A 13,493-nucleotide genomic window follows, 5' to 3' on the forward strand; every position below is an offset into this window, starting at 1 on the left:
ATTAAGGCTGTTGTGCTTTTTGAGCAGCAATGGCGTCATTAAGTTGTGCTTCAACAAACCCTGGAGAGTGAGTTGATGAAGAGATAAGTCGATACATTGCGGGGATCACCAATAGGGTGACAATAGTCGCAAATGCCATGCCGAAGAATATCACAGTTCCTACCGCAATGCGGCTTTCACTGCCAGCGCCGGTAGACATTATCAGGGGGATAGCCCCAATTAATGTGGTGAAGGCGGTCATTAATATCGGCCGTAAACGACGCGCTGATGCATCAATAATAGCCTTATCGAGTGATAAACCGCGATCACGCAATTGATTGGCAAACTCAACGATGAGAATACCATTTTTGGTAACCATACCAATTAACATGATCATACCAATTTGGCTATAGATATTCATCCCTTGATGAGTGAGTACTAAGCCAATAAAACCACCGAAAATTCCCATTGGAACGGTAAACATCACCACTGCTGGATTGATAAAACTTTCAAATTGAGCGGCCAATACTAGATAGGCAATTAGCAGGGCTAAGCCAAATACAATCAACACTCCGGTTTGATTTTCTTTAAAGTCTTTTGACTCACCAGTGTAAGCAATTGAAATATCATTTGGCAGTAGTGTTATAGCGCGTTGCTCTAAAAAGTCTAGTGCTTCGCCTAGGGTATAACCTTCACCTAAATTGGCTTTAATAGTGATCGATTTTTGCTTGTTGGTATGGCTGAGCCGCTGTGGTGAAGCGACCTCTTCAACTTTGGTTACCGTATCGAGGGTGATAAGCTCGCCTTTGCTACTTCGAAAGTAAATTTTACTGAGGTCAGTGACGCTGTTAAAGCTGTTTTCATCGCCACGAAGATAGACATCATATTCTTCGCCTCGTTCAACAAAAGTCGTTTCACTGCGCCCGCCCAACATAATTTCTAAGGTGGTGGATATTTCTGACACGCTAATGCCCAACTCTGCCGCCCGCTGTTTATCTACCGTCACTACTAGTTCTGGGGTCGTTTCGGCGTAATCTAAATCAGCACCTTCCAGCATAGGGCTAGCATCGGCTTCTTGTTGCAGTACTTGAGCCCATTTAAATAACTCAGAATAGTCCGATCCGCCGAGCACAAATTGCACTGGTTCGCTTGATTGACCTCTGAATCCCGGCAGCATAGGGCGTACCATCACATCGGGAATATCTTTTAAGGTTTGGCTAATTAGCGCTAAGGCTTGTTTAATATCGGTATCACGATCTTGCCAATCTTCCAGTTGGATAATAGCAAAGCCGGTTTGGTCTCCTGCTCGTCCGCCAAATGCTGGCGCTTCAACGCTAAATGATTTCACGACCCCTTGACCTAATAACGGCATCAGTCTGCTTTCAACTATATCCATATTGGCGATCATACGATTATAACTGGTGCCTTCAGCGCCTTTAATAAACGCAAATAGTACTCCGCGATCTTCTTGTGGCGATAATTGTGCGGGCACTTGTTGCATGAGTAAATAGCTACCACCAATACAGGCAATAATAATTATTGGCGCTGCCATACGCCAGCGTAATGCCCACTTGACCATACTACGATAACGTTGCTCTATACGGGCAAACCCATTATCGATGGCAATATTAAAACGATTTTTTTTCACATTGGCTTTTAATAACTTACTGCTCATCACTGGAGTTAGAGTCAGGGCGATAAGCGATGAAAACAATACCGACATTGCCAACATGACCGAAAATTCTGTAAACAGTAAACCAACCATGCCATCCATAAAGGAAATGGGTAAAAATACCATCACGAGTACTAGCGTGGTTGAAATAACCGCAAAACCGACTTCACGAGTACCTTTATATGCTGCGAGTAATGGCTCTTCACCTTGTTCAATATGATGGAAGATGTTTTCTACCACCACAATGGCGTCATCAACCACTAGCCCAATAGCTAAAATCAGCGCCATTAAGGTTAATAAGTTAATTGAGTAACCTAAGCTATAGGCCGCCATAAAGGCTGCAATTAACGATACTGGAACGGTTACTGCGGGGATAAGCGTGGCTCGTACTTGACCGATAAAAATGTACAACACTAGAATAACTAGCACGCCAGTAATGAACAAGGTGTTGTATACCTCATTAATTGAGCGAGCAATAAACACATTGGCATCATAATCGACAACCAACTGTGTTCCTTTGGGTAAAAAACTTTGCACTTTATCGACTTCTTGTTGGACTCGCATCGATATGTCTAACGGGTTTGCATCTGATTGCGGCACGATACCTAGGCTTAAGTTAACAATGCCGTTGCTTTTAAAAGTCGAATTTTCGTTTTCAGCCCCAACAAACACATTGGCGACATCTTTAAGATAAATAGGCGTGCCATCGTCGGCAGTGTGAACCACGAGGTAGTTGAAGTCTTCTGGACTGTAATATAATCGTTTAGTTCTGACTGACATGACAGTGGTGTCATTACGGACTTCGCCACCAGGAGTTTCGAGGTTTTCAGTATCCAATGCATTGACAATATCGTTGGTGGTAACATTTCTACCGGCCATTAATTGTGGTTTTAGCTGCACGTACATGACTTTGTATAAGCCGCCGGAAATATTAACTGAACTAACGCCAGTGATTAAACTAAATCTATCTTCTAATACTCGCTGGGCATAATCAGTAAGCTGAGTACGATCCATGTTTTCAGAGCTTAAGTTGACGTAAATCGATGGTTCACCGGTACCATTATCTTTAGATACAATAGGGTCGTCAGCTTCATCAGGTAAACGGCGCTGTGCTTTGGCTACGGCATCGCGTACATCACTAACGCCCTCGGTTAAATCCCAACCTAGCTCAAATTCGATTGAAATACGCGACATACCATTTCGAGTTGTGGAAGTGATTTCATCAATACCACTAATGCCGGTTAATTCATCTTCAAGGCTCTTAGTTATTTTACTTTCCATAATCGTGGCAGATGCACCGCTATAAGTGGTCATCACGGTCACGACAGGATTTTGTACGTCGGGCATTTCTCTCACTGACAGTTTAGAGAATGATACTAAGCCAAACACACACAGCAATAGACTGAGTACAATTGCAACAACAGGGCGTTTAACAGCCGTATCACTTAACCACATTATTTGCGCTCCTGTTCAACAGGACTTGTTGTAGATTGAGAGGCTAAGTCCTTCACTTTGACACCGTCACGCATGTTTACTAGGCCTTGAACCACAATGTGATCACCAATGTTGATGCCCGATTCAAGCAATACTTGATCTTTAATTCTTGCGCCTAACATCACTTGGGTCCGTTTGGCGACATTGTCTTTATCTATTACATAGACATAACGTTTAGTACCAGAGTATTCAAGCGCTTGTACTGGGACAATAGGAGATGACTCGCTAGGGAAAACTAATGTTGCAGACATCATCATGCCGGGTTTTAATTGGCCCTTTTGGTTATCAAACTGGCTACGAATATTGAGATTGAGCGTTGCTGAATTAACCCGAGGATCAATCGCGATAATGTTGCCTGTAAAAGTCGTTTTACTCCAAGCTCTGCTTGTCGCGTTTACTAACATACCGGTACTTAATAGTGATAGATAATGTTCTGGAACTTGTAAATCAAGTTGCAATACGGTCAAATCATCAAGTGATAATAATGATTCGTTGATACTGACCATTTTTCCGCGACTGAAGTTTATAAGGCCGCTGTTACCTGAAAAAGGTGCCGTTAACGTATGGTAGTCAAGGTCTGTTTTTGCTGACTCTAGTCGAGCGAAAGCGATATCCACACTAGACTTTTGCGCTTCTATTTCAGTTTGGGTGATGGCGTTAACGTGAATCAACTTGTTAAACTCATTAAGCTTACGGACTTCATCTTGATAATAGGCTTGTGCTTCGGTGACACTGGCTTTGGCTTTGCGATTATCAAGCGTCAGTAATGCTTGGCCTTTACTGACGTGTTGGTTGGATGTGATTTCAATACTGTCTATTTTCCCTGCTACTTGCGGCGCTATCATTACCGAGTGAGTGGCTGCGAGCTTTCCTATTAAGGTAATTGATTGTGAAAGCTCATGCTGTTCAACAGTGGCGGTGATGACAGGGACCACTTTTTCTGCGCGCGAAGAAGGTGGTGCGGCGATAACATTGGGAATAAATCCAACATATCCAATAATCAATATAGTAGTTGAAAATAGACATTGGCCAAGTTTTTTGATCATTTGAGTACACATCTCTATAAGCAATAATTTAAGGTGTCGTTACGCCACGACATTGGCTAATGACTAGCCGGTGATTGATGTTGGTATATTGTAATTATTTTTGCTTAATTGAGCGTAAAGTAATGTAAAGCTTTTGATTTTCTTTGTAACAAGGCGCATATCAAGATGGTAGTTTTTAATAAAAATAGCCATAAAAAAACCATATCAATTGATATGGTTTTTTTAATTCTGGTTTAATCGCAAGAGCGACTTTACGACCTTAACTAACCCATTACTTATTAATAGGTTCGTTAGTAAACTCAATGTTTTGCTTTTTGTTTACTGGTGTTACACCCATAAAATATTCATAACCTTTATCTGAAGACTTCTTTTGAGCATCATCATCACTTAGCTTAATACTGGTTTGGTCAGAAAAAAGGGTATATTTAGCCTTAGGTTTTTGGGCTATAGGTTGTGCTCGCTTAGGCGTAGGCTTAATAATCCCTTTTGGGACTTCTGCAATAACCATTTTCGGTGCATTAGTTACTTTTTTAGTAGAAGCAACTTCATTGAATTTATAGTTAAATACACCGTTGCCTTCAATGTTTTCGACACTCGATTTATCTTGATTTTGGTATGAGGCTAAAATGCCGTGTTTACCTAAAGGGATCTCGTGAAACAGTTTTTTACCGGTGCCCACTTTTGTACCATTAACATACCAATCTGCTGGGACGTTACTGATTAAAGTCACCATCGCTGATACTAGGCCTAGTTTTTCATTGAGCATAGAGTCGATTTTATTGTTATAAGAAGGCTTAAAGTTCATCGCTACTTTATAATGTAAATCGCCTCTCATGTTCATGTTGGCGTCAACGACTTCATACGACAATAAAACACTTTTATCATTTAAAAATGGAGATTCATTGCGCGTGTTAGATAAAATACTGCTTTTAGATTCTTTCAAACAATCTGCGATAGTCTGATATTTAGAGCACTCGGTAGAGCCATTAATATTGACAGGCAGAGTACTGCTTGATTTTGATAAGTCTGTAATTAAGCGATTAGTGATATCTGTTTTGAGTTTAAATAATTGCTGACTTTTAGCAGCACGTTTATTATTTATAGCTTCATATTCAGATAATATTTCAACCTTTTCAGTTTCCAGACGTTTACTGTCTTCTTCTGCTTTAAGTGTTAGCTCATCAACTAAATTGACTGATTCTTCAATTTGTTTATAGGTTTCCGGAAGAGCTGTTTTTGCTCGAATCACCTGCGGTAATTCTGCAATTAACTCATCATAGCGGTTTTGTTCCGAAACAATTGTTTTTTTCAGTCCTTCGACGTCATAAGCTTTTTTATTAAGCTGTGAGAATTTGTCGTTAACAGTGATTAGCAGGGTATCGATATCGTATTGATTTTCAATTTTGTTAAGAGTCTGCTTTTCTGACGTGGTAATGACTTCGAGTGCCGCAAATGAGTTGCTTGCGTATAAGCACAATAAAGCAAGGCTAATTGAACCGTATCTCACTGATTTCTCCATTAAATTTCTCTACAGGCTGGAACCATCGACACTCTGTAATGCGCTGAGTGTAATCAGCAAAGAGTAAAATAATCCATTAATAATTTATAATACTGAAGTTATTTTGGCTTTACAAACAGATTGTGGTGCATTGCTCACAATAAATTGACAAAATTTTGACACATGTTGATATTTCGATAGTTCAAACTCGGTGATAATTTTAAAAAAACGAGCCAATATAATAAAGCAGAGCACTTTGGCTCTGCTTTATTAAACATCTTTATGACAAACGGATTACTTATTTATACGCTTGTATTTTAATCGATGAGGTTCAACAACATCAGTGCCTAATGTATCCTTTAACCAGGTTGAATACTCTGTATAGTTACCTTCATAAAAGCTTATTTTGCCTTCATCTCGATAATCCAGAATATGGGTTGCAATACGGTCGAGGAACCAACGGTCATGGGAAATAACCATTGCACAACCTGGGAACTCTAACAAGGCTTCCTCAAGAGCGCGTAATGTTTCGATATCCAAATCGTTGGTCGGTTCGTCGAGTAACAATACGTTACCACCAGCTTGTAATAATTTGGCTAAGTGAACTCGGTTGCGTTCACCACCCGATAAGGTGCCAATAATCTTTTGCTGATCGCCACCACGGAAGTTAAAGCGGCCAACATAAGCACGACTTGAGATTTCAGTATTGTTGATGCGCATAATATCTTGGCCGCCAGAAATTTCTTGCCAGACAGTATTCTTATCATTCATTGAATCGCGGAACTGATCTACAGAGGCAATTTGAACTGACTCACCGACAGAAATAGTGCCACTGTCTGGTTGTTCATCGCCTGAGATCATTTTGAATAAGGTTGATTTACCGGCACCGTTAGCACCAATAATGCCGACGATCGCGCCTTTTGGCACCGTGAATGTTAAATCATCAATCAATACGCGGTCACCATATGACTTGGTTAAATTAGTCACTTCGATAACTTTGTCACCAAGACGCGGCCCTGGTGGAATAAACAGTTCGTTAGTTTCGTTACGCTTTTGGTAGTCATTGGTGTTTAGCTCTTCAAAACGAGCCATACGAGCTTTACCCTTTGACTGACGACCTTTAGCACCTTGACGTACCCATTCTAATTCTTTAGCAATGGTCTTTTGACGAGCACTTTCTGTTGAAGACTCTTGCTGTAAGCGAGCATCTTTTTGTTCAAGCCATGAAGAGTAATTGCCTTCCCACGGAATACCTTCACCGCGGTCGAGTTCTAAAATCCACCCAGCAGCGTTATCTAAGAAGTATCGGTCATGGGTGATGGCCACAACAGTACCGGTATATTCTTGTAAAAAGTGTTCTAGCCAGGCGACTGACTCAGCATCCAAGTGGTTGGTTGGCTCATCGAGTAATAGCATTTCTGGCTTTTCAAGTAACAAGCGACAAATAGCGACACGACGGCGTTCACCACCAGATAGTACGGCAATTTTTTCATCCCAATCGGGTAGGCGTAATGCGTTTGCAGCTCGCTCAAGAATATGCTCCATATTGTGTGCATCTTGAGATTGGATGATGGCCTCTAATTGACCTTGCTCTTTGGCTAGGGCATCAAAATCTGCATCGGGCTCAGCATAAGCAGCATAAACCTCATCTAAACGAGTCAATGCGTTTTTAGCTTCACTTAAGGCTTCTTCAACCGCCTCACGTACCGTTTGTTGTTCATTTAACTTAGGTTCTTGCGGTAAGTAGCCAATTTTTAGCCCAGGCATTGGGCGTGCTTCACCTTCGATTTCGGTGTCGATACCGGCCATAATGCGCAGTAAGGTCGATTTACCAGAACCGTTTAAACCGAGCACACCAATTTTTGCCCCAGGAAAGAAGCTTAACGAAATGTCTTTTAAAATTTGCTTTTTAGGCGGGACAATTTTACCCACTCGAAGCATGCTGTATACAAATTGAGCCATAATGATACTGTCTAATTGTCAACAAAGATGCTGATAATTCTACTGGATTATGGGCTTAACTCAACAGGCAATTGTGTGATTTAATCCCGAGTGGTTTTTTAGCCAAATAAGCGGTTAAATCTACTAGTTTGATACGATAAACATGAATCGTTTTGTATTCAGAACACAGTGAATTTCATGTTGTTTGTACTGTAAATAATTATCGTTGCAGAGTAGAATACGCCGCAACCCTACTATATAGATAATGATGTTGGAGCTAACATGTTGAAGAAAGCGATGAATATTGCGGATTACGATCCAGAACTATTTAAAGCCATTGAAGATGAAACTTGTCGTCAAGAAGAACACATTGAATTGATTGCATCTGAAAACTATACCAGTCCACGTGTGATGGAAGCGCAAGGTTCTCAGTTAACCAACAAGTATGCTGAAGGTTATCCAGGTAAGCGTTACTATGGTGGGTGCGAATACGTTGATGTCGTTGAAACATTAGCGATAGAACGCGCAAAAGAATTATTCGGTGCCACTTACGCTAATGTGCAGCCTCACTCAGGCTCGCAAGCAAACAGCGCAGTGTTTATGGCGTTGTTACAGCCAGGTGATACTGTTTTAGGGATGAACCTTGCTCATGGTGGTCATTTGACCCACGGTTCACCTGTTAATTTTTCTGGCAAGTTATACAACATTATTCCTTACGGTATCGATGAAGCTGGCAAAATTGACTATGACGAAATGGAGCGTTTAGCCATTGAGCATAAGCCTAAGATGATGATTGGTGGTTTCTCGGCGTTTTCAGGTATTGTTGACTGGGCTAAAATGCGTGAGATTGCTGACAAAATTGGTGCTTACCTGTTTGTTGATATGGCCCACGTTGCAGGCTTAATTGCTGCTGGTGTTTACCCAACGCCAGTACCTCATGCTCACGTCGTTACCTCAACGACCCATAAAACATTAGCGGGCCCACGTGGCGGAATTATTATTTCTGCTGCCGATGATGAAGACTTATATAAGAAGTTAAACTCAGCGGTATTCCCGGGTGGTCAGGGTGGTCCTTTAATGCATGTCATCGCAGGTAAAGCGGTAGCATTTAAAGAGGCATTAGAGCCAGAATTTAAAGTATATCAACAACAAGTTGTTAAAAATGCTAAAGCCATGGTTGAAGTGTTTTTAGCCCGCGGTTATAAAATCGTTTCTGGCGGTACTGAAAACCATTTAATGTTGGTTGATTTAATTGGCCGTGATTTAACGGGTAAAGAAGCCGATGCCGCATTAGGCAGCGCAAACATTACTGTTAACAAAAACTCTGTGCCAAACGATCCTCGCTCACCGTTTGTGACCTCTGGTGTTCGTATTGGTACCCCTGCGATTACTCGTCGTGGCTTTAAAGAAGCTGAAGCGAAAGAGTTAACCGGTTGGATTTGCGATATTCTTGATGATGCCTCTAATACTGCAGTGGCTGAGCGAGTAAAAGCCCAAGTGTTGGCATTATGTGCTCGATTCCCTGTCTACGGTTAATCGTCATTGGATGTCTGTTGATACAGGTTTAGGTTAACCTTGTTCAACAAATAGGATAAACTTTAATGGCCGCTAATTGTTAGCGGCCATTTTGTTTTTTTCTGCAGGAGGTTCAATGCATTGCCCTTTTTGTAGCGCGACCGATACCAAAGTTATAGATTCTCGATTAGTGGCTGATGGTCACCAAGTACGTCGTCGCCGGGAATGTACCGAATGCCATGAGCGTTTCACCACGTTTGAAGGTGCAGAGTTAGTGATGCCCAGAGTCATCAAGCGTGATGGCACCAGGCAACCCTTTGATGAAGAAAAGCTGCGCGGCGGTATGTTGCGTGCAGTTGAAAAACGTCCGGTATCCATTGATGAAATTGAACAAGCATTGACTAAAATCAAATCAACGCTACGCGCAACAGGTGAACGCGAAGTGGATTCTGAAATGATTGGTAATCTTATGATGGAACAGTTGATGACCCTTGATAAGGTGGCTTATATCCGTTTTGCCTCTGTTTATAGGGCATTTGAAGATGTATCACAATTTGGTGAAGCTATTGCTAAGCTGCAAAAGTAATGGTGTGTAATGATATCCTGTTTTAAAGGTTATTATGGCATTTGAACAATAAGAGACTATCTATTATGTCTAACTGGTCTACCTTTGACACCCAAATGATGAGCCGTGCTATAGGGCTTGCTGAAAAAGGTCGTTATACCACTAGGCCGAACCCTTGTGTCGGTTGTGTCATTGTTTATCAGAATAAGATTATTGGTGAGGGTTATCATCAACGTGCGGGCCAAGGGCATGCCGAAGTTAATGCGCTGAAAATGGTGCATGATAATGGCTTGTCTGCTGAAGGTGCTACCGCGTATGTCACTCTTGAACCTTGTAGCCATTATGGCCGCACACCACCTTGTGCTTTAGGCTTAATTAACGCCAAAGTTGCCAGAGTTGTGGTCGCAGTGACTGATGCCAATCCTGAAGTGTCTGGCCGCGGGATTACCCTATTACGTGAGGCTGGTGTTGAGGTTGATGTTGGATTGCTCAGCGAGCAGGCCTATGACCTTAACCTGGGTTTTATGAAACGGATGAAAACTGGGCTTCCTTGGATAACCGTGAAAATAGCCGCCAGCTTAGACGGTAAAACAGCCCTATCTAATGGGGTGTCTAAGTGGATTACCGGCAGTGCAGCAAGAGCTGATGTGCAAAAATACCGTGCCAGTCACTGCGTATTAATCACCGGTATTGAAACCATTCTTGTCGATGACCCTAGCCTTAATGTGCGCTATGAGGCGCTAGGTGAGTTAACCACTCGTCATACAAAAGATGAAATCTTTCAGCCCTTAAGAGTGGTACTGGATAGCCGCGCAAGATTAACCCCTGCACAACAGTTATTTTCGATTAACAGCCCTATATTACTGGTTTCTGGCTGTGAATATCCTGCCAACAGCAAAACTGCATTTCCGCAACACGTGTCTTTTTTACAATTAGAATGTGACTCGTCAGGTAGAATCCCTTTGTTAGCTTTGCTAACGTATTTAGGTCAACAGGCTAATTCTGTATTAATTGAAGCGGGCGCGACCCTAGCGGGTGCGTTTGTCGCTCAAGGCCTTGCTGATGATATTATACTTTATCAAGCACCTAAACTATTAGGCAGCCATGGACGTAATATGTTGCAGTTACCTGATTACAGTGCAATGGAGCAAACGCCGTCACTGCAATTAATTGATGAACGCAACGTTGGACAAGATAAGCGTTATATCCTCAGATATAATCAACCCTATTAATGTGCGTGTTGTTCAGTCCAAAACCTGAACAACAGCAAAGTTTAACTGCAAAAAGTGAGTATTATGTTTACTGGGATAATCGAAGCCCTTGGCACATTACGAAAAATTGATCGAAAAGGTAACGATATTCGCTTAACGGTTGCTAGCGGTAAGCTGGATCTAACCGATGTAAAGTTAGGTGATAGCATCGCAACTAACGGTGTGTGCTTAACGGTAGTTGAGAGGCTCGGTGATGGTTACGTTGCTGATATATCTGCTGAAACTGTCGTATTAACCGGTTTTAGTGATTATCAAGTTGGCCAAAAAGTGAACCTTGAAAAAGCCGTTACTGCGACCACAAGATTGGGCGGTCACATGGTTAGCGGCCATGTTGATGGCATTGCAAAAGTTGAGCAATGTGCTTACAGAGGTAAATCACTTGAATTTTGGCTATCGACACCTTCTCAATTAAGTCGCTACATTGCTCACAAAGGCTCTATCACTATTGATGGTGTAAGCTTAACTGTGAATGAAGTTGATGGAAATCGTTTTAGATTAACGATTGTGCCTCACACTGCGGGTGAAACCACGCTAGTGCATTTGAAAGTCGGTGATAGTGTCAATATTGAAGTGGATTTAATTGCCCGATATTTAGAGCGGTTAATGCAACCAGAAGCTAGCCATACACAGCCGTCATCGGGTGTGACCATGGAGTTACTCGCTAAATCAGGCTTTTTGCGTTAATGGTCACCGTAAAGCAGCATTTGTATCTAATACATAGCTGGTAAAATAATACCCAGTATAAATAGATTTAATGCCTAAGGTTTAAATCAAACACTTAATAAATAAAGGTCTGACAATGGCGCTACATAGCATAGAAGAAATCATTGAAGATATTCGTCAAGGTAAGATGGTTATCTTAATGGATGATGAAGACAGAGAGAATGAAGGTGATTTGATCATGGCTGCTGATAAAGTCACGCCAGCCGCAATCAACTTTATGGCAACGTATGGCCGCGGATTAATTTGCCAAACCATGACCAAAGAGCGTTGTCAGCAGTTAAATTTACCGTTAATGGTTACCAATAATAATGCCCAGTTCTCAACTAATTTTACCGTGTCCATTGAAGCTGCTACCGGTGTCACCACTGGTATTTCGGCTCATGATCGTGCGGTGACAGTGCTAGCTGCTGTAGCCAAAGATGCCAAAGCGGCTGATTTAGTACAGCCGGGGCATATTTTTCCGTTGATGGCACAAGAGGGCGGAGTATTAATTCGCGCTGGTCACACAGAAGCTGGTTGTGATTTAGCTCGCTTAGCTGGCTGTGAGCCTTCTGGTGTGATTGTGGAAATTTTAAATGAAGATGGCACCATGGCGCGCCGTCCAGATTTAGAAATTTTCAGTGAAAAGCACGGCATTAAAATTGGCACTATTGCCGATTTAATTGAATACCGTAATACGAATGAAACCACGGTTGTACGCGAAGCTCAGTGTAAATTACCGACTCGTTTTGGTGAGTTTACTATGGTGACCTTCAGAGATACTATCGATAATCAATTACACTATGCCTTGGTTAAAGATGAAGTGAAGCCTAATTGTTTAGTGCGTGTACATTTACAAAATACCTTTAATGATTTACTGCACTCTGAGCGCGATCAAACGCGCAGTTGGCCATTAGAAAAAGCCATGGAGCGCATTGCAACAGAAGGTGGAGTATTAGTGTTACTGGCTAACGCTGAAGATTCAAGCCAGTTATTGGCCAAGGTTAAAGCGTTTGAGGCTGAAGATAACGGTCAGTCACCTGCGCCAGCAATGTGGCAAGGAACATCTCGTCGCGTTGGCGTTGGCTCACAAATTCTATCGAGTTTAGGTGTCAGTACTATGCGTTTACTCAGTTCTCCAAAGCGTTACCATTCATTGTCTGGTTTCGGTTTAGAAGTGACAGATTATATAGCTGAATAATTTTGGCTTATGGTAAACTTAACAAATTCATTAATTGCATAGCGCTCAGGGCTTTTGGCTGTGATATCATAATGCCTCTTTTTGCCCCGAGCCGGGTGCTTTAGCTAATTTAGGTAAGATAGAATGAACGTAGTTCAAGGTAATATCGAAGCGAAAAATGCCAAAGTGGCGATCGTAATATCGCGATTCAATAGCTTTTTAGTTGAAAGTCTGCTTGATGGTGCAATAGACACATTAAAGCGTTTCGGCCAGGTCAGCGACGACAACATTACTGTTGTTCGTGTACCTGGTGCAGTTGAATTGCCTCTTGCTGCAAAACGCGTTGCTGCAAGTGGAAAGTTTGACGGAATCATAGCATTAGGCGCTGTCATTCGTGGCGGTACTCCTCATTTTGATTTTGTTGCTGGTGAATGTAACAAAGGTCTTGCACAAGTTTCATTAGAGTATGATCTTCCTGTTGCATTTGGTGTGTTAACTACTGATACCATTGAGCAAGCTATTGAGCGCTCAGGTACTAAAGCAGGCAACAAAGGTGGCGAAGCCGCCCTTAGCTTGCTTGAAATGGTTAATGTACTGCAACAATTAGAACAACAGCTGTAATAGTAGGAA

General features: G+C 41.9%; 10 protein-coding genes. 6 read left to right on the top strand and 4 right to left on the bottom strand.

All coding sequences use genetic code 11. The annotated features are described in order from the left end of the window. Position 1: 1 nt before the first annotated feature. From EGC82_RS06820 to ettA, 4 genes are all read right to left on the bottom strand, one after another. A complete protein-coding gene (locus tag EGC82_RS06820) occupies positions 2 to 3,106 on the bottom strand; it encodes a multidrug efflux RND transporter permease subunit (protein ID WP_124730101.1) in 3,105 nt (1,034 codons plus the stop codon). Beyond that, a complete protein-coding gene (locus tag EGC82_RS06825; RefSeq protein WP_164839103.1) occupies positions 3,106 to 4,191 on the bottom strand; it encodes an efflux RND transporter periplasmic adaptor subunit in 1,086 nt (361 codons plus the stop codon). The genes EGC82_RS06820 and EGC82_RS06825 overlap by 1 nt, the downstream gene beginning before the upstream one ends. Before the next feature lie 271 nt (positions 4,192 to 4,462). Continuing rightward, entirely contained in the window at positions 4,463 to 5,698 is a 1,236-nt protein-coding gene (locus EGC82_RS06830) for a hypothetical protein (protein WP_124730103.1), read from the bottom strand. Positions 5,699 to 5,983: 285 nt separating this feature from the next. Beyond that, on the bottom strand, positions 5,984 to 7,651 hold the full coding sequence (gene ettA / locus EGC82_RS06835) for an energy-dependent translational throttle protein EttA (RefSeq protein WP_124730104.1): 1,668 nt from the start codon (positions 7,649 to 7,651) through the stop codon (positions 5,984 to 5,986). A 261-nt stretch (positions 7,652 to 7,912) separates the two neighbouring features. On the opposite strand from ettA, the gene glyA reads away from it, so the two are divergent. The 6 genes from glyA to ribH all read left to right on the top strand — a co-directional run bounded on the left by glyA (position 7,913) and on the right by ribH (position 13,484). Further along, positions 7,913 to 9,166 carry a serine hydroxymethyltransferase gene (gene glyA / locus EGC82_RS06840; RefSeq protein ID WP_124730105.1) on the top strand — a complete coding sequence of 418 codons (1,254 nt, stop codon included), beginning with the start codon at positions 7,913 to 7,915 and terminating at the stop codon, positions 9,164 to 9,166. Between the two features lie 115 nt (positions 9,167 to 9,281). After that, entirely contained in the window at positions 9,282 to 9,731 is a 450-nt protein-coding gene (gene nrdR / locus EGC82_RS06845; protein ID WP_124730106.1) for a transcriptional regulator NrdR, read from the top strand. A gap of 65 nt (positions 9,732 to 9,796) precedes the next feature. Continuing rightward, complete coding sequence (ribD, locus tag EGC82_RS06850) at positions 9,797 to 10,942, top strand: bifunctional diaminohydroxyphosphoribosylaminopyrimidine deaminase/5-amino-6-(5-phosphoribosylamino)uracil reductase RibD (protein WP_124730107.1); 1,146 nt, start codon at positions 9,797 to 9,799, stop codon at positions 10,940 to 10,942. Positions 10,943 to 11,005: 63 nt separating this feature from the next. Continuing rightward, complete coding sequence (locus tag EGC82_RS06855) at positions 11,006 to 11,665, top strand: riboflavin synthase (protein ID WP_124730108.1); 660 nt, start codon at positions 11,006 to 11,008, stop codon at positions 11,663 to 11,665. A 115-nt stretch (positions 11,666 to 11,780) separates the two neighbouring features. Then, positions 11,781 to 12,884 carry a bifunctional 3,4-dihydroxy-2-butanone-4-phosphate synthase/GTP cyclohydrolase II gene (gene ribBA / locus EGC82_RS06860; protein ID WP_124730109.1) on the top strand — a complete coding sequence of 368 codons (1,104 nt, stop codon included), beginning with the start codon at positions 11,781 to 11,783 and terminating at the stop codon, positions 12,882 to 12,884. A gap of 123 nt (positions 12,885 to 13,007) precedes the next feature. Beyond that, the gene (gene ribH, locus EGC82_RS06865) at positions 13,008 to 13,484 is read left to right on the top strand and encodes a 6,7-dimethyl-8-ribityllumazine synthase (RefSeq protein ID WP_124730110.1); all 477 of its coding nucleotides are present in this window, start codon (positions 13,008 to 13,010) and stop codon (positions 13,482 to 13,484) included. Positions 13,485 to 13,493: the final 9 nt, after the last annotated feature.

Origin of the sequence: Shewanella livingstonensis (genome assembly GCF_003855395.1) — a bacterium.
Classification (GTDB): domain Bacteria; phylum Pseudomonadota; class Gammaproteobacteria; order Enterobacterales; family Shewanellaceae; genus Shewanella; species Shewanella livingstonensis.

What these genes read in the sequence shown, in the direction of transcription:
- nrdR (WP_124730106.1), top strand. Translation starts at nt 9,282, where the DNA reads ATGCATTGCCCTTTTTGTAGCGCGACCGATACCAAAGTTATAGATTCT.
- ribH (WP_124730110.1), top strand. Translation starts at nt 13,008, where the DNA reads ATGAACGTAGTTCAAGGTAATATCGAAGCGAAAAATGCCAAAGTGGCG.
- ribD (WP_124730107.1), top strand. Translation starts at nt 9,797, where the DNA reads ATGTCTAACTGGTCTACCTTTGACACCCAAATGATGAGCCGTGCTATA.
- EGC82_RS06825 (WP_164839103.1), bottom strand. Translation starts at nt 4,191, where the DNA reads ATGATCAAAAAACTTGGCCAATGTCTATTTTCAACTACTATATTGATT.
- EGC82_RS06820 (WP_124730101.1), bottom strand. Translation starts at nt 3,106, where the DNA reads ATGTGGTTAAGTGATACGGCTGTTAAACGCCCTGTTGTTGCAATTGTA.
- glyA (WP_124730105.1), top strand. Translation starts at nt 7,913, where the DNA reads ATGTTGAAGAAAGCGATGAATATTGCGGATTACGATCCAGAACTATTT.
- ettA (WP_124730104.1), bottom strand. Translation starts at nt 7,651, where the DNA reads ATGGCTCAATTTGTATACAGCATGCTTCGAGTGGGTAAAATTGTCCCG.
- ribBA (WP_124730109.1), top strand. Translation starts at nt 11,781, where the DNA reads ATGGCGCTACATAGCATAGAAGAAATCATTGAAGATATTCGTCAAGGT.
- EGC82_RS06855 (WP_124730108.1), top strand. Translation starts at nt 11,006, where the DNA reads ATGTTTACTGGGATAATCGAAGCCCTTGGCACATTACGAAAAATTGAT.